Origin of the sequence: Flavobacterium marginilacus (assembly GCF_026870155.1) — a bacterium.
Classification (GTDB): Bacteria; Bacteroidota; Bacteroidia; order Flavobacteriales; family Flavobacteriaceae; genus Flavobacterium; species Flavobacterium marginilacus.
Window position 1 is genome coordinate 4,441,336 of record NZ_CP113975.1, and the last position, 20,444, is coordinate 4,461,779.

The 20,444-nt window shown below is 33.6% G+C and carries 19 protein-coding genes; 5 read left to right on the plus strand and 14 right to left on the minus strand.

Going from position 1 to position 20,444, the window contains the following annotated elements; translation table 11 throughout:
• Positions 1-65: 65 nt before the first annotated feature.
• Together rsmH and OZP07_RS18385 are read right to left on the minus strand one after the other, a co-directional pair.
• Positions 66-977, minus strand: a complete 912-nt coding sequence (gene rsmH, locus OZP07_RS18380; protein WP_194641663.1) for a 16S rRNA (cytosine(1402)-N(4))-methyltransferase RsmH — start codon at positions 975-977, stop codon at positions 66-68.
• A complete protein-coding gene (locus OZP07_RS18385; protein ID WP_194641662.1) occupies positions 952-1,425 on the minus strand; it encodes a division/cell wall cluster transcriptional repressor MraZ in 474 nt (157 codons plus the stop codon). The genes rsmH and OZP07_RS18385 overlap by 26 nt, the downstream gene beginning before the upstream one ends.
• 376 nt (positions 1,426-1,801) lie before the next feature.
• Between OZP07_RS18385 and OZP07_RS18390 the strand changes: the two genes are divergently transcribed.
• Together OZP07_RS18390 and yihA are read left to right on the plus strand one after the other, a co-directional pair.
• A complete protein-coding gene (locus OZP07_RS18390; protein WP_281636254.1) occupies positions 1,802-2,575 on the plus strand; it encodes an alpha/beta fold hydrolase in 774 nt (257 codons plus the stop codon).
• A gap of 20 nt (positions 2,576-2,595) precedes the next feature.
• Entirely contained in the window at positions 2,596-3,216 is a 621-nt protein-coding gene (gene yihA, locus OZP07_RS18395; protein WP_281636255.1) for a ribosome biogenesis GTP-binding protein YihA/YsxC, read from the plus strand.
• Positions 3,217-3,381: 165 nt separating this feature from the next.
• Here the strand turns inward: yihA and OZP07_RS18400 are convergent, their stop codons facing one another.
• The 5 genes from OZP07_RS18400 to OZP07_RS18420 form a co-directional block, all read right to left on the minus strand.
• Positions 3,382-3,924, minus strand: coding sequence for a hypothetical protein (locus OZP07_RS18400; protein WP_281636256.1), 543 nt, complete (start codon positions 3,922-3,924; stop codon positions 3,382-3,384).
• Complete coding sequence (locus OZP07_RS18405; RefSeq protein ID WP_281636257.1) at positions 3,908-5,251, minus strand: hypothetical protein; 1,344 nt, start codon at positions 5,249-5,251, stop codon at positions 3,908-3,910. Before OZP07_RS18405 ends, OZP07_RS18400 begins: the two co-directional genes overlap by 17 nt.
• Positions 5,252-5,256: 5 nt before the next feature.
• A complete protein-coding gene (locus OZP07_RS18410) occupies positions 5,257-6,720 on the minus strand; it encodes a T9SS type A sorting domain-containing protein (RefSeq protein ID WP_281636258.1) in 1,464 nt (487 codons plus the stop codon).
• A 151-nt stretch (positions 6,721-6,871) separates the two neighbouring features.
• A complete protein-coding gene (locus OZP07_RS18415) occupies positions 6,872-7,591 on the minus strand; it encodes a hypothetical protein (protein ID WP_281636259.1) in 720 nt (239 codons plus the stop codon).
• 53 nt (positions 7,592-7,644) lie between these two features.
• The gene (locus OZP07_RS18420) at positions 7,645-9,177 is read right to left on the minus strand and encodes a transglutaminase-like domain-containing protein (protein ID WP_281636260.1); all 1,533 of its coding nucleotides are present in this window, start codon (positions 9,175-9,177) and stop codon (positions 7,645-7,647) included.
• Positions 9,178-9,318: 141 nt separating this feature from the next.
• On the opposite strand from OZP07_RS18420, the gene OZP07_RS18425 reads away from it, so the two are divergent.
• On the plus strand, positions 9,319-11,082 hold the full coding sequence (locus tag OZP07_RS18425) for an O-antigen ligase family protein (RefSeq protein WP_281636261.1): 1,764 nt from the start codon (positions 9,319-9,321) through the stop codon (positions 11,080-11,082).
• A 35-nt stretch (positions 11,083-11,117) separates the two neighbouring features.
• Here the strand turns inward: OZP07_RS18425 and gldC are convergent, their stop codons facing one another.
• A complete protein-coding gene (gene gldC, locus OZP07_RS18430; protein ID WP_281636262.1) occupies positions 11,118-11,453 on the minus strand; it encodes a gliding motility protein GldC in 336 nt (111 codons plus the stop codon).
• Complete coding sequence (gene gldB / locus OZP07_RS18435; RefSeq protein ID WP_281636263.1) at positions 11,453-12,412, minus strand: gliding motility lipoprotein GldB; 960 nt, start codon at positions 12,410-12,412, stop codon at positions 11,453-11,455. Before gldB ends, gldC begins: the two co-directional genes overlap by 1 nt.
• Positions 12,413-12,614: 202 nt before the next feature.
• On the opposite strand from gldB, the gene nadE reads away from it, so the two are divergent.
• Together nadE and OZP07_RS18445 are read left to right on the plus strand one after the other, a co-directional pair.
• Positions 12,615-13,412: an NAD(+) synthase gene (nadE, locus tag OZP07_RS18440; protein ID WP_194641656.1), complete on the plus strand. Its 798-nt coding sequence runs from the start codon at positions 12,615-12,617 to the stop codon at positions 13,410-13,412.
• Positions 13,413-13,500: 88 nt separating this feature from the next.
• Positions 13,501-14,130, plus strand: coding sequence for a response regulator transcription factor (locus OZP07_RS18445; RefSeq protein WP_194641655.1), 630 nt, complete (start codon positions 13,501-13,503; stop codon positions 14,128-14,130).
• On the opposite strand, the gene dnaG is transcribed toward OZP07_RS18445, so the two are convergent.
• The 5 genes from dnaG to OZP07_RS18470 form a co-directional block, all read right to left on the minus strand.
• Positions 14,127-16,103, minus strand: coding sequence for a DNA primase (dnaG, locus tag OZP07_RS18450; protein WP_281636264.1), 1,977 nt, complete (start codon positions 16,101-16,103; stop codon positions 14,127-14,129). The genes OZP07_RS18445 and dnaG overlap by 4 nt on opposite strands.
• 278 nt (positions 16,104-16,381) lie before the next feature.
• Positions 16,382-17,977 (minus strand): hypothetical protein, encoded by a 1,596-nt coding sequence (locus OZP07_RS18455; RefSeq protein WP_281636265.1) that lies wholly within the window; start codon positions 17,975-17,977, stop codon positions 16,382-16,384.
• A gap of 36 nt (positions 17,978-18,013) precedes the next feature.
• Positions 18,014-18,730, minus strand: a complete 717-nt coding sequence (locus tag OZP07_RS18460; RefSeq protein WP_281636266.1) for a hypothetical protein — start codon at positions 18,728-18,730, stop codon at positions 18,014-18,016.
• On the minus strand, positions 18,717-19,277 hold the full coding sequence (locus OZP07_RS18465) for an RNA polymerase sigma factor (protein ID WP_281636267.1): 561 nt from the start codon (positions 19,275-19,277) through the stop codon (positions 18,717-18,719). The genes OZP07_RS18460 and OZP07_RS18465 overlap by 14 nt, the downstream gene beginning before the upstream one ends.
• Positions 19,278-19,452: 175 nt before the next feature.
• Positions 19,453-20,430, minus strand: a complete 978-nt coding sequence (locus OZP07_RS18470) for a polyprenyl synthetase family protein (protein ID WP_194641650.1) — start codon at positions 20,428-20,430, stop codon at positions 19,453-19,455.
• Positions 20,431-20,444: the final 14 nt, after the last annotated feature.

Genomic DNA, 20,444 nt, shown 5'->3' on the forward strand with positions numbered 1-20,444 from the left:
GTTACAAACTCTAGAATTCACATCCTCTTTAAACTTTTTAAATCATTTTAAACAATTAAACTTTCTCACCCTTTTTTCTCTGCAATTCTCAGTTTTGCGCTTCGTGCTCTATTATTCAATTTTATTTCTTCGTTATCCGGAACTATCAATTTTCCTATCGTATTAAATGGAACAGAAAAATTACCATAAAAATCACGTTCAGGTTCTCCTTCGAACATTCCATTTTTTATGAATCTTTTTACTAATCTATCTTCTAATGAATGATAGGAAATCACGCTTAATCTTCCTCCCGGTTTCAAAATCTCTAGAGACTGTTCTAAAAATTCTTTCAAGACATCCATTTCCTGATTTACTTCAATCCGGATTGCCTGATAGATTTGTGCCAAAATTTTATTTCTAAGTCTTTCAGGCAGATATTTCGCCAAAACCTCTTTCAATTCTTCAGTTGTTTTAATCGGACGGTGCTCTCTAGCCTCTACAATTGTTCTTGCCAAAGCTGGTGCGTTCTTCAACTCACCATAATCCAAGAATACTCTTCGCAAATTGGCATCATCATATTCATTGACCACCCGATACGCATTCAAATCATTTTTCTGGCTCATTCTCATATCCAGTCCAGCATCAAATCGTGTTGAGAAACCTCTTTCGGCCACATCAAACTGATGAGAAGAAACGCCTAAATCTCCCAAAATTCCATCTACTTCTTTCACGCCATGAAAACGCAAAAACCTTTTTATAAATCTGAAATTCTCATTTATCAATGTAAATCTTTCGTCAGGCAAAGCATTTGCCAAAGCATCCTCATCCTGATCAAAAGCAAACAATTTTCCATCAGGCCCCAGCCTTCTTAATATCTCTTTTGAATGACCGCCGCCGCCAAAAGTCACATCTACATAAATCCCGTCAGGTTTTATACCCAAACCATCCACTGTAGGATGAAGCAATACTGGATTATGATATTCCATTGTCATCGTCATTTAAATTACCCATTACTTCTTCGGCCAAATCAGCAAAATCAACATCTGCCCCATCGATTGATTTTTCATACAAATCTTTATCCCAAATCTCCACAATATTAACTGCAGAAGAAAAAACTACATCTTTATCAATGCTGGCAAAAGTTACTAAGTCTTTAGGAACCAATAATCTGCCAAGCGCATCAATTTCCACCACCTTCACTCCTGCTGTAAAACGGCGTATAAAGTCATTGTTCTTTTTTACAAAACGATTAAGTTTGTTGATTTTTTTCATCATCAAATCCCACTCTTCCATAGGATACAATTCCAGACAGGGCTGAAAAACGGAACGCTTCAAAACAAAACCGTTTTGAAGCGAGGAAGCCAATTGCTTTTTTAGGGGAGCAGGTAATAAAGCCCGTCCTTTAGCATCAACTTTACACTCATATGTCCCTATAATTGTGTCCAAGTGAATTGTATTGATTTGTATTAAGCAAAAATATATAAAATTTTACCACAATTTACCACATTATACCACTTTGTTAATAAGTTTAACCACTTTCGACCAGAAACACTTAGTTTATAGACAATCAGAACGTTAGCTGATTTAACGATAATTTGTAAGAAAGCCTATTAATTATTAAAAATCTCTTGTTTTTGATTAGAGAAGCATATTCTTAAAAGCTTAAAAAAAACATTTCATATCCGTTAAAAAAGCAAGAAAAAGACACTCAAAAGACATCCCTTACTCATCTAAGAATAAAAGGTTAAAAAATAGCTTCCAAAATTCTTTTTAATTTTTTAAACCCTATATTTGTGAAAAATTGAAATTGTTATTTTAAAACATGGAAAAATATTACAAAAAAGAAGGCAAATACGGATATTACGAAGCGGGCGAAGGAATTCCAATTGTCATCTTACATGGTTTAATGGGAGGACTTAGTAATTTTGATGCTGTTGCAAATTATTTTTCTAACAAAGGATACAGAATTATCATTCCCGATTTACCTATATACACTCAGAACATATTAAAAACAAACGTAAAAAGTTTTGCTGTCTATGTAAAAAACTTTATTACATACAAAAAATTAGACAGAGTAATTCTTTTAGGAAATTCACTTGGAGGGCATATTGCTTTATACCATACCAAAATGTTTCCTGAAAAAGTATCCGGACTTGTAATCACAGGAAGTTCCGGACTTTACGAAAGCGCAATGGGTGACAGTTACCCAAAAAGAGGTGACTATGAATACATTAAGAAAAAAGCCGAAGATGTATTTTATGATCCAAAAATAGCTACTCCAGAACTTATTGATGAAGTATATGCTACGGTAAATGACCGTATAAAACTGATTAAAACCCTGACTATTGCCAAAAGTGCCATTCGTCATAATATGGCTAAAGATTTACCCAAAATGCATGTGCAGACTTGTATTATCTGGGGGAAAAATGACCAAGTGACGCCACCGGATGTAGCCGAAGAATTCCATAAATTATTACCAAATTCAACATTGTACTGGATTGACAAATGCGGACACGCTGCAATGATGGAACAGCCAGAGGAATTCAATGCACATCTTGAAGATTGGCTTACACATACCCATTTAGCCGAACACTAACAGAATTTTATATTCCGAAAATGAAAATCAATACTGCCGAATTCATAATAAGCAACTCAGATGCAAGTAAATGTCCTAAGGATTTTTTACCTGAATATGCTTTTATTGGCCGTTCCAATGTTGGAAAATCCTCATTGATCAACATGCTGACCAATAACAAAAATTTGGCCAAAACTTCAGGAAAACCAGGCAAGACACAGCTTATCAATCATTTTTTGATTAACAGCAGCTGGTTTCTAGTTGATTTACCAGGTTACGGCTATGCCAAAGTTTCCAAGAAAACCAAATCAATTTTTCAGGAGTTCATTACCGATTATTTTGAGACAAGACAACAATTAGTCTGCGCTTTTGTGTTAATTGACATTCGCCACGAAGCACAAAAAATCGATATTGAATTCATGTCGTACATGGGCGAAAGCGAAATTCCGTTCTGCATTATTTTTACCAAAGCCGATAAAATCAGCAAAACAAAAATCGACTCTCATGTTGTCGCCTACAAAAAACAGATGTTTGCTAACAACTGGGCAGAAATGCCACCCTATTTCGTAACTTCATCAACAGAAGCAACCGGAAAAGAAGAACTTCTAAATTACATAGACGAAGTAAATCAAGAAGTTTTTAAAAATAATTCAGGGTTTTAAATCTTCCTTTTTAAATACAAAATATCCCAAAACTGAATTTTTTTCTGTTTTGGGATATTTTGTACGATTTATGCAAATACTCTACCTTCATTAATAAAAGTGACGTGTTGTTTTTTAAAACTTTTGTCTTGTAGCAAATATTAAATTCAGAAAAACAGACTCTTTCTATCCCATATTTATCAGTCTTTTATTTTTAAAGACCCACCTGCCATTTTCTTTTTTAAAATAATATGTTTCATTAAGCATACTGATACCAATAACTTTCTTTACACGAATATAAGCATAATCTTTCTCCATTTTAAAATCTGAAAATACAACAAACAAAACATCGGAATCATAAGTTTTCGCCTTAACTAATTTCAACCTATATACTGACTTAAAACCAACTAAATCAGTATCTTCCAATTTAAATCTTAAATAATTATTTGGATTCAAAAAACCGCGATATGAAATAGAATCCATTAAACCAATTGTAAATGTTGGGGTTCTAATTTTATTCTTCAAAGACATAACATCAAATCCTTCCACAGAATCTATAAGAATATTACAATTCTCATTGATAAAATTTCTTGCTTCTGCAATTAATTTATCATCTCGTAATTTGTCTGCGCGTAATTTATCTTCGTGCAATTGCAACTCTCCTTTTTTACAGCCTAAAACTGCTAAAAACAAAAAAATAAAAACTAATTTTTTAAAAATTCCATCCATATCGTGCTGCTAAATTTGTTACTCCTGCCATTGTTAATCTTTCTCCAAAAATATTCGTTTCAAAAACTTGTCCAGCCTCATAAACAACATTAACCATCTGTGGCATATGATTCATATTTCTCCCGAAATGAACTAATTCGTGTAAAATCGTTATCATGGCATGAAAAGATGTGGCTGCTAAACTTACGTGTAAATCCGGCTCACCAGGTGTAGCTGGTATATACGGCATACCTGGCACACCTGGTGTACCAACTGCAGGTGTGCCAGGTGTGCCAGGTAGAAAATACCCACCAGTTTCAAGAGAAGAAACAAGGTATCGCTGAATAAATATAATATTTGGCGTTACAATATTTTCATATAGCCCAAAATCGCTAATATTAGCCACTCTGACTAATTGTGTTAGTTTTTCTGTCGATAACAAATTTATTATCTGAGCCTCTGAAAATCCACTTAAATTCACTAGTTCTTTCATAATTAATGGTTGATTTAATACAAAAGATTTTATTTTTGGAAGCAGTCTTGCAAGTTGCTGATATTTAGGATTATTTACATATTCAATTGTGTTGCAGTTCTGACAATAATCTTCTGTACGTTCATTATTTTCATATATATATACATTGATAAATCCATCATCTTTTCCTATATTGTGATACCCTACAGGCATTCCACTTTGATCTATACTTCCTGAAATAGGAGGGTTTATATTACTACCACCGCCATTAGATCCATTACTAGTAGGTTCTGGGATTCTATATTGCATACCTACAGTCAATACACCACTATTCTCATAAGGCGTAAAGTAATAGAAAGAATGTCCAGTGGAAGGATCATAAAGCCTCGTTATAGTACCCGTGTGCGATTTTCCATCAGCTGTTACAAGAACAAAATTATCTTTATTCGTTACATGATAACGACCTATAAGATCTTGTATTAATTTGGTTAATTCAGCCTGCGTTATTACTGGCTTATCTATTATATTTTGCCCTTCTTGCTGTGACGAATCATCGGAACTATTTTGAGTTACATCATTATAATCATCATAATCATCATAATAAACTGTATTATAATTTTCGCCATAATTATATGGATTAATTAGATTTCCATAATCAATAACTGGTTCATGATAATCATTGTAAACAGTTGCTCCACCCTGCCATTCAGGGCCATTAAAATCTGGATCAGCAGCAAATGGATCACCCGCATCATTCATCCAGCTATTAGGATCATCTTCACCCTCACTCCACTGCGCCTGTGCAGTTATACTAAAGAATGTACACAAAAATAACAAAAACCATTTGCTATTTAGGTTTTTCAAAATATTTTTCATGGTTTTTATTGTTTGATTACGACTCTAGTATGAACTTTTTCGTTTTCCTGTACACGAACAACATAATAGCCCTCGGGCAAACTGGCAGTATCCACTGTGTAGGATTGCATTCCTGCCTCTAGCTTTGTAACAGCTACCCGTACTGTATGTGCTGTTGCTACACTCGTTAACGTTATTTGCACCTGGGCTGGGTCGTTGAGTTCAAAACCTATGTAGAGCTGTTCTTTAAACGGCACTGGATATACCTTGATAAACTCTGCTTTTTGCGAAGCCAAAGCTAGTAATACGGCATCTTCTTCTGCAGTAACCGTTTTGTCATTTTTAGGTCGCAATACCAGTGATATAGGTGTGCCAGGTTCTTTCCAGACACCTATAAAACTATCCACATCAGCTAAAAGGTAACGGGTATTGTTATATTTTCTCTGAGTCATGTCCATTCCCAAAACGGTATAATCCAACGGATAGACCTTGAAGCTATGACTGTACAATTGATCAAGATTAAAATTGAATCCTTGCAGGAAAAGATTGTTGTTCTCAAACAAAACAACATCTTCAAATGTCTTGCCTTCAAAAATAATCTTGGTTTGCAGGTCGCCCAATTCATTTTTACTGAAAGTAATATCTATCGGTAAAACACGTAAAGGGATTGTTCCTGACCAGTCGTATTCAATAAAACGCCCCGTCCATTGTCCTAGAATATCTTTCGCTTTTAGTGATATAGTCTCTCCTGCACTTTCAGTTGCCAGCTCACGACTAGCAGTAATTACTTCGGGAGCAATTTTTTTATCTCCTTCATTAGCTTTTTCAATGGCTTGATCGGCTTGAGTTAGTACTTGCTCCCGTTTGTCTATTTTTATATTCTTTAGGAATGCCTTACTATTTAAGGTTTTATTTCCATACAAATATTCCAAAGCTTTTTCTGTGTTTTGCTGCACTCCGTATCCCAGATAATAACATACTCCCAGCCAGTGTTTTGCCATATCAAATTTACTTTTTTCAAACCAAGCTACTGCCTGAGCATAATCTTGTGGCACACCAAAACCTTTGAGATACATGTAGCCCAAAGAATAAGCCGCACGGGAATTTTTTTTATCGGCAGCTTTTTGATACCATTCCACTGCTTTGCCCATATTGATAGCACAACCCTGCCCTTGACGGTATAAATTCCCCAGATTGTTTTGTGCCACAGGATTATCACCTATTGCAGCTTGCTCTATATAACCAAATCCTTTGGCTTCATCTTTGACAACTCCAAGTCCTTCTATATACATTAGTCCGATATAATTTTGGGCTAATGGAACACCCGACTCCGCACAAGGCAGGAGCTCTTGAAAAATTTTATCATAATCTTTGAAAAGCGCATCGCTTTCCATAATTTCTTTGGCGCTTTCCAGCTTAATTTGGCAATCGGTTTGCGCCATGACTCCCAAGGTTAAAAACAGGAGCAGTAATGTGTATTTTTTTTTCATATTAATTTGTTTGTTGTTAACTATTTTCTCACCTCAACACTCTCCACACGTGCGACAGCAAGCTATCGAAGCAGAGGAGCGAAGCTAAATCTGGATTTCATTTTTTTATTGTTCTTTGGAATTTGGAATTTCCTTTTTAGAATTTGATTCTTTAGTTCCACTGAAAATCATTCGAAGCAGCTTCTTTAACTTCTGCTGTTTTTACATTAAATTCTTTGCAGGTTTTCGCAAACTCTTTTTCGAAGTTGAATCTTAAAACTCCCAGTTTAGGCTTTAGTAAATTAGAATCAAAACTTAAGTAAGCATTAGTCAAAAGCTGATTCAAATGATAGCTATAAATGAGCTTGTACAATTTTAGCTTTTGGTCTTTGGTTAAATCAGGATTGTTTTTACTCAATTGCATAAACTCAGGTTTGGCTTTTTCTGTGGCTTCATCTCTATAATTATCCACTACAAAATTCCCGAATTGATTGTAGGTAATTAACTGGCTTATTTTTTTGGCATAAAAATTCCGAGCTTCCTTTATTTTAAAATTAAACAGAGTTCCAGGATCTTCAACACTAAATGCACCATTAGCCAGCTTTTTCCGGTTATCCAAATCCTTCAACACCTGATTTCGTTCTTCAATGATTTTTATCAAATCTTTAGTATTTTCTTCAGTAAGACCTGCACGCTTGGCATTAATATAAAACACCTTTTCCATTGATGCAGTTACAACACTTATATTGGGAATTTGTTTTCCATCAGATTTTGTGTTCGTTTTGGTTTCCTCACTGGGAACATTTACATTTTTGGCTTCATCAAAATTTTGTGATTGGACTCTTGTTGCAAACAAAAGGACAGCTAGAGTTAAGTAAATTGGTATTTTCATTTGTTGTTATTTTAAGTTTATTGTTTAAAATTCGTTTTTTGGAATTTGAAATGTTAGTACCATTCAATTTGTTTAGTAGAAGTATTAATTCTAAAAATTCGTTCATAACCATTACTCTTTTTACAAAGCACTGCAAACAAACCATTGTCGGGAATTTTAGAAAAATGGATTGCGCTGTCTTTTGAGATTGCCTCTTCAATTTTTTTCCAGCCGTTGTCCCAAACCATCAGCCTGAAAATCTCATTTTCAAAAACTTCAAAGGAATTAAAATCCAATGTTTTCTCCTTATTAGCCTTATCTTTAGTGATACTGAATGAAAATGTTTTAGCATAATTAGGCTTCAAGACAATTTGATTCTTCTCAGCATCTAATAATATCGGATACTGTTCATATTGCATTGTCTGATTTTCCGCCAGATAAAAGCTAGGCAAATACACTATACTGATTCCTAAATTATTAAATTCAATAGTGTTTAAAATTCTCTTTCCCCAATCTGTAGCACTCCATTTTCCCAGATTAAAGACATTGAGATACCCAATAGCAGCTGGATTTGCTGCAGGAATTGGATAACTGATTTTGCCGACAGCCACATATTCGGCCGTAACGTCTACAATGTTTTTGTCTTTCATAAACCCATCAGGAATTGTCTTAGCATCTACAATGGACGCCAATGCAGTTTGTTGAATCGAATAAGTCTTACGAAACACTTTAGCTAAGCGTTTTTCGGTTGCATTATAAGCATATGGCAATCCTTTGGAATTCCCAAAGCAGTTGCCGTTAAAAGGAATATGTTCTCCTTTTTCAGTAATTATTGTGTTCCAAAAATGCCTTTTAGAAGAAGCTCCATAAAAAGGTGTAAAATCAAAAGTGACAGCAAGTCCCATGGATCGGCATGCCAACAATGTTAAATTGGCCAAGTCACTGCAAGCTCCTTCTCTTCTAAATAATAATTGTTTTGGACTCAAAAAGGGAATTGGATCTGGACGGCTTTCTAAAAATCTGAAATTTTTAAGTTCTAAAATAACATTAGTCGCTACTTCAACAGATGATTTTTTATTTTCAACAGTATTGCTGGCATTTGAAACTAAAAATTGATAGTCACTACGCCAATCTTCCAAAGGCTCTGTCATACTCCTATAAGGCAAAATATATTCACAAAAAGCAGCAAAATCATACGATTTAGACCAAGGATTGTTCCTCCATGAATCAAAAGCCAAATCGATGTCTTTAATTATCAATTCAGGGGTTACTACATTAACATCCATCACCTTATAGGTTTGAGGCTTAATTTTGATGCTGTCTTTTAGCTTTTTAAATTTCTTTACTGCAATTTCCTTATTATCATAATCGAATTCGTTAAAAAGTACTTTTTTACCGCTCTCATCCACCCAAGCGTAATTTTGAGACTTCTGAATAGAAATATTATCCATCAAGAAAGCGACAGCCTGCTGTTTTTGGATATCGTTAGGATAATGTGCAGTCAAGACATTTTTTAATTCTATTCTTTTAAATTCTGTACTGTCTTTTGGCTGAGCAAACAAAGCATAAGTAAAAACAAGAAAACATCCCAATATTTTTTTACACATAATTTATTTCTTACATTTTATTTCAAAAAAAGTAAAAAAATACTTATTTAGTGTTAAATATAAGTTAAAATTATATTTTATTTTAACAACTTAATTCTTAATAACTAAAATTTGCTACGTAAAATCAGACAAACAGCAAGCATGAAAGCTATTTTTTTCTTAATTTCTTATATTTTAATTCTTATTGTCTCTCTTATAAATTGCTCTAGCGAAAATCTTCCCTTTCTAAAAGAAGATTATATTTACTGGATTTTTATACTTACACCTGTTGCCCTATTTTTTAATCCAACAAACAAAACATTAAAAATAAATATTCATGATACCATCTTGATATTGCTAGCCATTATCGGAACAATTCATTTTATCATCTTTTCAAAAGCAACCATATACAATACTACCATTTGGTGTTACATCGGTTATTTAGTTATTTATCTACTATTAAGAACTTATAGTACAGCAACAGAAGTTACCAAGAAAATACTGATTTACTTACTCTATTTTTGCACAAGCACTGCAGTCCTTAATATTTTTTGGATGTTTTTACAATGGAAACATTTAGTTTCATCTCCAAATGAATTTTTCTTAACTACAGGACTGTTTTTTTCACCTAATCAATTAGGAATTTATTTAAGCATTGGTTGTCTTAGCAGTCTGTATTTATTCCAAAAAGCAAAAAATTCTTTAATAAAAACTGGTTTAGGATTGAGTTTGTTACTGATTTTAATAGGGGTTTGTATTAGTGAATCAAGAGGTGCTTTTATTAGTTTATGTACTGCAATAGGATATTATTTTTATCATTCAAAAATAAAAATGAAATCCCCCGTTAATTGGAAAACAACTTTAGTAATTGGCATACTGATTGTTAGCAGTCTTTATTTTGTAACAGCAGTAAACAAGAACAAAGCAGAGTCAAATTCTGGGCGATATTTTACTACTAAACAAGTCATACAACAAATCGCTAAAAACCCATTGGGCTACGGAGTAAATTCATTTTCATCAGAATATAATAAATTAAAAGCGCAGTATTTTGACACTAATTCTAATTGGGAAGAAATGAAAAATGCTGGTTATATTTATAATGCAAATAACGATTTCCTAGAATTAACTTTCGAACTGGGTATTTTATGGATTCTCCCTTTTCTAGTTTTCATTGTACTTCTTTTTAGGAAAAAAGAAAATACTATTGAGATCCAAATAGCACGTACAATACTTATTTGTTTATTAGTTTTTTCGCTAACAAACAACATTCTTACTCTGCCTATTTTTCCAATAATAACCTGCATTTGTACCGTTATAATTATAAATACAACGAATCCGAAAGTCATCTATGAATGTAAAAACAGAACTTTTTATAAATTAATAACAATTGGACTTATCCTATCATTTGCAATCATACAAATTAATCGCATAAACGCAGAATACAAGCTATATAAATTATACAAAGACAAGCTTTATCTAAAAGGAGAAAATCAATTAAAGGGTTATTTGTCAAAAATTGACAACAAAGGAGAAGAACTTTTTATGGGAGGTATAATTCTCATAAAAAATGGGTATAAAAAAGAAAGCACTGCCTATATTAAAACTGGTTTTGAACGTTCAGGAAAGCCAAGCTTTGGAAGAATCCTTGCTAATGGATTAAAAAAACAGAAACAATATACTCTGGCAGAAACTATATACACTTACAATAAAAATGTTGAACCATATCGATACGAAGCCCGAGTGGATTTATTTGACTTATTTTTGGAAACCAATCAAAAGGCAAAGGCAAAAAAAATGGCGTTAGAAATCATCAATTTACCTATAAAGATTCATTCTGCATCAATTATAGGTTTTAAGAAAAAAGCAAAATTGTATCTTAAAAAATATAATAATGAGCAGACAAAAAAATCAAATTCCAAATTCTAATTTTCAAAAGCTAGAATTTGGAATTTAGTAAAAATTTATTTTTTCAACTCTAATTTCTCTGCAAAATAATCACAAAAGTCAAGCATTGTATCCGACATTTTTTCATCATTTGTGGCTCTTCTGAAAGTTTCAGCCATAGACATCAGTGTCTGGTGAAAGAAAATTTTCATTTCATCAACAGGCATGTCTTTTGTCCACAAATCGATACGCATGCTTTCTTTGGCTTTGCTGTCCCAAACATTCAGCATAATGGCTTTCGATTCCGAGAGATTTACTCCGCCGTCTTCTGCTGTCCAAAAAAGTTTTTCCGGAACACGGTTTTCGTCTAATTCGACTAAAAATTTAATTTCTGAGGTATTTTTATCTGACATTATTTCTTGGGTTTGTATTTTGATTGTTCAAAAATTTCTTTGGCACTGGCTTTTAACAACTGGTCTGCCGAAACATTATTATTCTCCATATACGAGCGAACTATCTGCCAGCCTATCCAGGCACCAACTCTTCCGGGAGAATCATTATCAATCTCTAAATAAAATTTTGAAAATGGAGATGGGTCAATAAAACGTGATATCAGCTTTTGGTCACCGCTGTAAAGCATTTCCCTCTCAATAAAATAGCGCCAGATATAATTTTCATTTTCCTGACACCAGACAAGCTGCTCTGGAGTGTATCCCATTTTTTCGGCATCTGTATATTCCGGAAGCAGAATATCCTTCAGATAAAGTTCCTTACCAATATAAATCATCTGTGCTAACAGATTTTTCTCTGTCGGAGGAACTATTTTCCTAAGCGAAAAACTAGTCACTACGTCCGGCATCATTTGTCTTTCTTCAAAATTTTGCTTTAGATATTTTGGAAAAGTGTAGAATTTATGCTCTTTTCCTAAATATAGTTCCAATGAAATTATGATTAATGAATCGGCATAAATGGCTTTATTATTATAATCCATATCCGAAATTAAAGTAATTACTTTTGGCGTTTTAGTCTTTGGAAAATAATATTTCATATGCTGTACCAAAGCTTCAATACTGCTTTGAATCCCTTCAGACGCTGGATATTTTTTTTCAACTTCAGCATATACTTCTTTCCAGATTGGAGCAGTCATTTTATTGGTCCAGACAGTATCATTAATCTGAGGCGAAAAAAAATAAGGATATTTCTTTTTTAATTTAGGCAAATCTTTTGGAGAGGTTTCAAAAAACTCTTTATCAAAACGCTCAACCTTAATAGTTTCAACAGATGTTTCTTCGATGGCCTTTTCAACTTTGCTTTTTTGATCACAAGATAACAAAAGCAGGCTACAGACTATCGTTAAGAGAAATAATTTCATACTTATTTTATTTATTTATCAGTTTTCTGATGTATTTAGAGAATAATTCACAAATCTTCATGAGGTTTTTCAACCTAAACCAAACATCCTCTATTCAATTCTATTATTTTATTAAATTTGTTACCATAAGGAAGTCAAAAAAAGATGGTAACGCTTTTTTTTTTGCAAATATACATTCCTCCTTTTTAAAACTTAAACTATTATGACTAAAAAAAGAACCCTTCAGATCGAAAAAGTAAATACACATATTGTCGAATGGCTAAAAAGCTATGCTGAAAATTCAAAAGTTAATGGATTTGTTATAGGAATTTCCGGTGGTGTAGATTCAGCTGTAACCTCAACACTCTGCGCTCAGACCGGACTGAAAGTATTATGCGTTGAAATGCCAATCCATCAGGCACCAAGCCATGTTTCAAGAGCCAGAGAACATATTTCACAATTAAAAAACAGATTCCCAAATGTGACCAGCGCTGCTGCAGATTTAACTTCAGTTTTTGAAACATTCAAAAAAGAGGTTCCAACTGTTAGTAATGAAGCTGTTGTAAATTTATCTCTTGCTAATACACGTGCCCGTTTACGCATGACCACTTTGTACTATTTTGCCGGCATCCATGGATTACTGGTAGCTGGAACAGGAAACAAAGTAGAAGATTTTGGCGTGGGCTTTTACACTAAATACGGGGACGGCGGAGTTGATTTGAGTCCGATAGCCGATTTAGTAAAATCCGAAGTATATCAATTAGGTGCTTATTTAAAAATTCCGGACTCAATATTATCTGCTTCTCCTACAGACGGATTATTTGGCGACGACCGAACAGATGAAGATCAATTGGGCGCAAGTTACGATGAATTGGAATGGGCAATGGACGCAAATGATTCAGAAACTGACCCTGAAACTTTCACTGAACGTCAAAAAACAGTTTACGAAATTTATAAAAAACTTAACAAAAATAACCAGCATAAAATGAATCCAATACCTGTTTGTATAATAAATTGTTAAAAAAAAAATAATTTGTCCGAAAAATTAGACTTATGTAAAATATTTTTTTAATTTTATATCTTCAAAAACAATCCTAAAACTAAATACCATGATTAAAGTTTGTTTAGCAGATAACTATCCTGTAGTACATTTTGGAATAAAATCGTACTTCAAAGACCATTCTGAAATTTCAATCGTTGCAAACGTTGGAAATTTCGCTATGGTAAAAGACATCCTTCTTAGCAAAGAAATTGATGTCCTAGTGTTGGACCTGGAACTTGAAGGCCTTTCAAGTATTTTCGAAATCAAATCGGTTTTGAAAAATTTTCCAAAAACAAAAATTATTTTTTACAGCGGTCTTTCGGAACAGATTTACGCTCCAAATGCTATTAAAGCAGGGGTTTCTGGATTTGTCCACAAAACCGAAAAACTGGAAACTTTGGGTCAGTCGATCATCAAAGTAAACCAAGGTAAAATCATCATGAATGAAGCAGTCATGAAAAACATTGCTCTAATTGCAAAACAAAGCAAAAGCGAACGTTTGTACAGAAAACTTTCCAATCGTGAAGTTGAAGTACTGCGTTATTTGAGCGATGGAAAGAAAAACCATGAAATCGCTGAAATCTTATCGCTTAACGAAAAAACAATCAGTACTTACAAACTACGATTGCTGACTAAATTAAACGTTACGAATCTAGTAGATTTAGTAAACAAAGCTAAAACTTTAGAAATCGTTTAACTGTAGCGCGACATTACTCTTCCTAATTTTTTTGAAAACGAATTAATTAGCTTGTAGTAATCCATCGCCATTGACATTGACTCTGTATTATCTGAACCTGGTTCATTTGATACAGAGTTTTTTAATTCATCTATAATTTTATCTACCAGATACCAGCGCATCGTCAGAATAGTTTCCGACACATACTGTCCAATGGTTTCATTTTTAGTTTTTGGAATAATATTCTGTCCTACCCAGTTATGCAGCACGAGTCTTTCATCTTCCATTAAAATATCAGTCACTTCCTGAGCAAAATCAGAATTTAACTGCATCAGATATTTTTCAAATTCCAGATTTTCATTCTGCAGAAAATATTGAATTAAATCATTAAAAATATCACGGAATAAAGGATTGGCAAGTTCCACCTCATCTTCCTGCAGACTCAGATAAATCCTTTGATAGACCTTATATTCTTTCATCTCGGTTACAGTTTCAATTTCACCGGATTCATTTGTTCTCAAAAAAACATCTTCAAATTCCTCCGTTTTATTCCCGTACAATAAAAGAATCTCAATTATTTTGCGCTCCAGACGATAGAGCACATCCACTTTGGCAGTCTGGACAGGATTTTCATTTTTTACAACCTCAAAAGCTTTTTGTTCCTGCTTTACTTTTTTCCCAACTTCGGCAACATCTTTCTGCACCAGCTGCGCCAAAGTGCTTGTCAGAACCTGTTCCGAAATATCCATTATTCTGGAACATTCCTGAATGTAAATTTCACGCTGAATTCTATCCGGAATCTTTGAAATACTCGTCACCATATCCCGAATCAGGTCAGCTTTCTTAACGGGATCATTCTTAGCTTCATCCATTAAAATCGAAGCCTTGAACTGGATAAAATCCTTTGCATTAGCATCTAAGTAAGCAACCAAATCATCATGGGGTGTTTTTTTAGCAAAACTATCAGGATCGTCTCCGTCTGGAAAAGTACAGACTTTTACATTCATTCCCTCTTCAAGAATCAAATCGATTCCTCGGATAGAAGCACGAAGTCCAGCGGCATCGCCGTCAAACAGAACGGTAATGTTTCTTGTCAGTCTGTTAACTAACCGTATTTGATCTGGCGTAAGTGCCGTTCCAGATGAAGCTACAACATTTTCGATACCCGCTTGATTGAATTGAATAACATCTGTATAACCTTCGACCAAAAAACAATTATTCAGCTTAGCAATTGATTGTTTCGCCTGAAAAATACCATAAAGCACTTTACTTTTATGGTAAATCTCGCTCTCTGGCGAGTTTAAATATTTGGCAGCTTTTTTATCATTCGTCAAGATTCGGCCGCCAAAACCAAGTACTCTTCCCGACATACTTTGGATAGGAAACATCACTCTGCTCTTGAAACGGTCAAAAGGGCGATCTTCACGGGCAATAGTTAATCCCGTACTTTCTAAAAACTCTAATTTATATCCTTTTCCTAATGCTTCTTTAGTAAATGCATCCCAAGTTTCGGGAGAATATCCAAGTGCAAATTTCTTTATAGTTTCGGCTGTAAAACCTCTTTCTTTAAAATACGAAAGACCAATTGCCTTTCCTTCTTCGGAATGCAGCAGTGTATTATGAAAATAATCTTTTGCAAATTCAGAAACGAGATACATACTTTCACGAACATCTGTATTTGCTTTTTCTGCTTCAGTCTGTTCTGTTTCCTCAATCTCGATATTGTATTTTTTTGCCAAATAACGAATGGCTTCCGGATAAGTAAAATGCGAATGTTCCATCAGGAAAGCAACAGAATTCCCTCCTTTTCCAGAACTAAAATCCTTCCAGATTCCTTTGGCCGGCGACACCATAAACGATGGGGAACGCTCATCCGAAAACGGGCTGAGTCCTTTAAAATTACTTCCTGCTCTTTTTAACTGTACAAAATCGCCGATAACCTCCTCTACCCGAGCGGTTTCAAAAACAGTATCTATAGTTGCTTGTGGTATCAATTTATTCTCAGGTTGCTAAGTTTCTAAGTCGCTAAGTTACTAAGTTTTTTAAAATAGTAACCCCTTCAAAGTTTGAAACTCTGAAAGGGTTCTTAGAGCCTGTTTAAGCTTTATTTATTGGCTCTCTTATGATGATTTTTGGTTACAACTTCGTTAAATTTTCATACAATAGCTCTGCTATTTTATAAAAATTTGCCTTGTTTCACTCAAAAATCCTCTAATAATAAATCTCAAAAATAAAATTTAAACAGGCTCTTAAAAAAACTAACTAATATAATTTAATTAAAATCGAAACGAAGTCCTAGTGAAATATTATTTTGATCAACAGTGTTGTTTTCAAATAAAGGCTGTAAATCGTATTTTAGATAGACACTAGTTGATTTATATCCTACATAGGTACTCAAACCATAATTGAAATCGTTTACATTAAAATTGCCTTTTGTTTTTTGCTCTACATCATTCCCGACAGCATCATCAAAATAAAGAATCTGTTTGGATTTCACTCTAAATCCGGCATAACCACCTATACCAATTCTCGCACTTTTATGAGTTCTAAAATAACTGGCATCATCGCGAACTTCTTTTTTAGTGAAATCAAATTCTAAATGTAAAGGCACCATTACATAGACATTTCTAAATCTTGATTCTTCTAAATGTACCGTACTTGCTACTAAATTAGTCTGCGCACCATTTTTTTCAAAATAACGATCATCTGTTGCTCGAAGATTGTTATACATCAGTGACATTCCGTATTTAAAATGCAAGAGATTATCTTCTTTCAAAATTCTGGTATTACCTGTTATCCCCCATTCATAAAAATGCGATTTGAAATATTTAAAATCGGAGTTGGCAACCTGTTTATCGGTTACTAAATTATTTGCTCCAAAAGCAAAAACAAATTGAGTCGTAGTTCTTTTGGACTGCCTATTTTCTACATCCTTTTGTCCATGATATACTTTCATAGATGTAAGATTAACTATTGTTTTATCCTCATCAGTACAATCGTTATAATCACCAATTGTAAACCTTGCACCTTCACTTTTGTTTACCTTTTCTGCTTCAACTTTCCCATCAACTCTATCTTGGACTAATTGGTTTAATTTTTTTTCTTCGACAAAAACATTCTTTTCGATATTACCAGCGTGAATTTCAGCTTTTTTCAATTTAAGATTTTCCCCTTTTTCTTTAGAAATCATTCCCTTTGCAACTTCATTATCTATCGAATCAATTTCAGTTTTTAAAGCATTTTTTTCATAATCTGATATTTTTTTAATTTGATCTCCAATTGCTTTTGCTCTTGTTTCAAATGAAATTGTTTTGTGTAATCTTCCTTTATTCGAACCTGTTTCTGGAACAGTATCATCGACCACTTCAAGAGTTACATCTTTAAACCAAATCTGACCAGTTCCATCTAATAAAACACCATAAGAAATTGATGTTGCTTCCTTTGGCACAAATAAAACAATTTCATACTTCTTCCAATCCGTTGTTCCTTTTATACTTCTATTTTGCATGTTATCAAAAGCCAGAACTGCAGTACGATAGTAGTCAACCCGCATCCAAAGTCCAGCCCAAGATTTTACTTGTTTACTTTTTACATAACCAGACATTTTAATTGTTTTTCCTAAAAACAAATCTGGATTAATAGTTCTCATACTGGTACCAAAACCATCTATTTTACTTTTAATTGATTTGACGGTGAAAACATTTTGATTATTAAATTCAGGGCTTTTATCAGGACCAATTTCAAACCTTTTGGGTTCAGATTGACTAGTACTCCACTTTAAGGATTGTACTGAATCCTTTTCCTGAGCAGTTAATTGGGTAACTATAGCAACCAATAATATTGTGGTAAATAAAATAATTTTTTGCATGATTTTCGTTTTTTGATTGATGATTTTGATTTTGATTTATTTTTCGTAATTCCTATTAACTAAAACAGTTTTTACTGAATTTAATTTTTTATTAAATCTGTCCAAAGCTGATTCTCTGTAAGATTGATTTAATTCAGTTTCAGCATTCAGCAATAGATCATTTGGATTTATAGAAATAGCGTTTCTGGTTTCAATAGTTTCGTTAGTAACTTTTGCTTCAAATTTAGTATTACTGACTTCTGCTAATAATTTTTCAGCTGAAATGTATTTATTTTTGGCAGTCGGCTGGTAATTCTTGTCTTCAGAAGAATTAACTATAGCACTATCTCCTTTTAAATTATTGATAGCTGGAAGTTCTTCTTTATTTTTAATTTGAATTAGCTGTTCTTTAGGAGCGTTATTAGAAGCCACAACTGTTTGTCTTTTCGCTGTTCTTTTTTGAATTTGCTCACGCAAAACGCTTTTGCTGATTATTTTCTGTTCCTCTAAATGATTTACATCTGTTTTTTGTTCAAAGACAATTGGCAAATCCCTATTTGTTTTTACGCTTTCAAAACGATTAAAATAAACCGTACTAACCAATAAAAAGCCTAAAATACTTGCTGCAGCATAAAGCCATTTAAAATTTCTCTTTGGTTTCTTATCAGCAACAGAAAGCATAGCGTCTAATTTGTCCCACGCCATTTCTGAAGGTTTTATTTCCCGGGAATTTAATTGCTCCTTGAATTGTTTTTCAATTTTATTCGGTTCCATAACAATAATTCTTTAACTTATTAATTTGTTCCTGCAGCACCTTTCTCGCATGTGACAACTGTGACTTTGATGTCCCTTCATTTATCCCTAACAAACCTGCAATTTCCTGATGCTTGTATCCCTCAATGACATATAAATTGAAAACCATTTTATAACCATCGGGCAAACTGTCTATTAAACTCTGAATATCTTCTATAGAAAAATGACTTTCTATATTATTAAAACTTTCTTCAGAAAAAATTTCATCTTCAACAAAACTTACTTTTTTTTGAACCCTAATAAATGAAATACACTCATTAATCATTGTCCTTCTAATCCAGCCTTCGAAACTTCCTTTATGTTCAAATTTTTCTAAGCTGACAAATACTTTCATGAAAGCGGTAATCATTACATCTTCGGCTGAGTGCAGGTCTTTTATATACTGCCGGCAGACACTTAACATCTTTGGCGAATACTTAGAATAGATCCATTGCTGTGCCTGCCGGTCATTTTTGACAGCCAATGCAATTGCTTTGTTTTCTTCCTGATGTAAATTAATTACTTTCAAAATCGTTTAAAAAAGTGTTTCTATAAGTATAGACGAGAATCTGCAAAAAATGGTTGCATGGGTTTTAAAAAAAAAATGTAATTTTAAAAATCAATGGCAATATCAATATCAAAACTCAACAGCAATCACTTTTGAAATTGCCATTGATTTTTGAAACTGAGATTGATATTGAAAACTATTTCTTTCTTTCGATAACGTAGTTAACCATTAGAATAAGCGCCGCTTTATAGTCGGATTCGGGGTAATCGTTCAGCAGTTGTAGTGCTTCCTGCTGAAATTGAACCATTTTGTTTTCGGCATAAGCCAAACCATGATTGTCTTTTACAAAAGCAATCACTTCCTTGACTCTTTTTTTATTCTTATTATGGTTTTTTATAGAGTTGATGAGCCAGCTCTTTTCTTTTGGAGTACAATTATTAAGAACATGAATAAGAGGTAAAGTCATTTTCTGTTCTTTGATATCTATCCCTGTTGGTTTCCCAATAGCTTCTTCTGAATAATCGAATAAGTCGTCTTTTATCTGAAATGCCATTCCAATAAGCTCGCCAAATTTCCTCATATTCTCCACCTGAACTTCATCTTCTACAACAGAACGGGCGCCAAGAGCACAGCAGGCAGCAATAAGAGTTGCTGTCTTTTTTCGGATTATTTCGTAATAAACATCTTCGGTAATATCAAGTCTTCGGGCTTTTTCAATCTGAAGCAGCTCGCCTTCACTCATTTCCCGAACAGCTACCGAAATAATTTTCAACAAATCGAAATCGCCATAATCTATCGAAAGCAACAACCCTTTGGACAGCAGATAATCACCAACCAATACAGCAATTTTATTTTTCCAAAGTGCATTAATGGAGAAAAAACCTCTGCGGCGGTTACTGTCATCGACCACATCATCATGAACTAATGTTGCGGTATGAATCAGCTCTATCACACAGGCTCCTCTGTAAGTTCTCTCGTTTACAGTTCCTTTTGAAACCATTTTTGCCATCAAGAAAACAAACATAGGTCTCATTTGTTTTCCTTTTCTATTGACAATATAATAAGTAATACGATTTAAAAGTGCCACTTTGGAGGTCATCGATTCGTAGAACTTTTTCTCAAAAAGTTCCATTTCGTTAACTATAGGCTGTTTTATTTGTGTGGTAATATTCATTTAGATTCCAAATA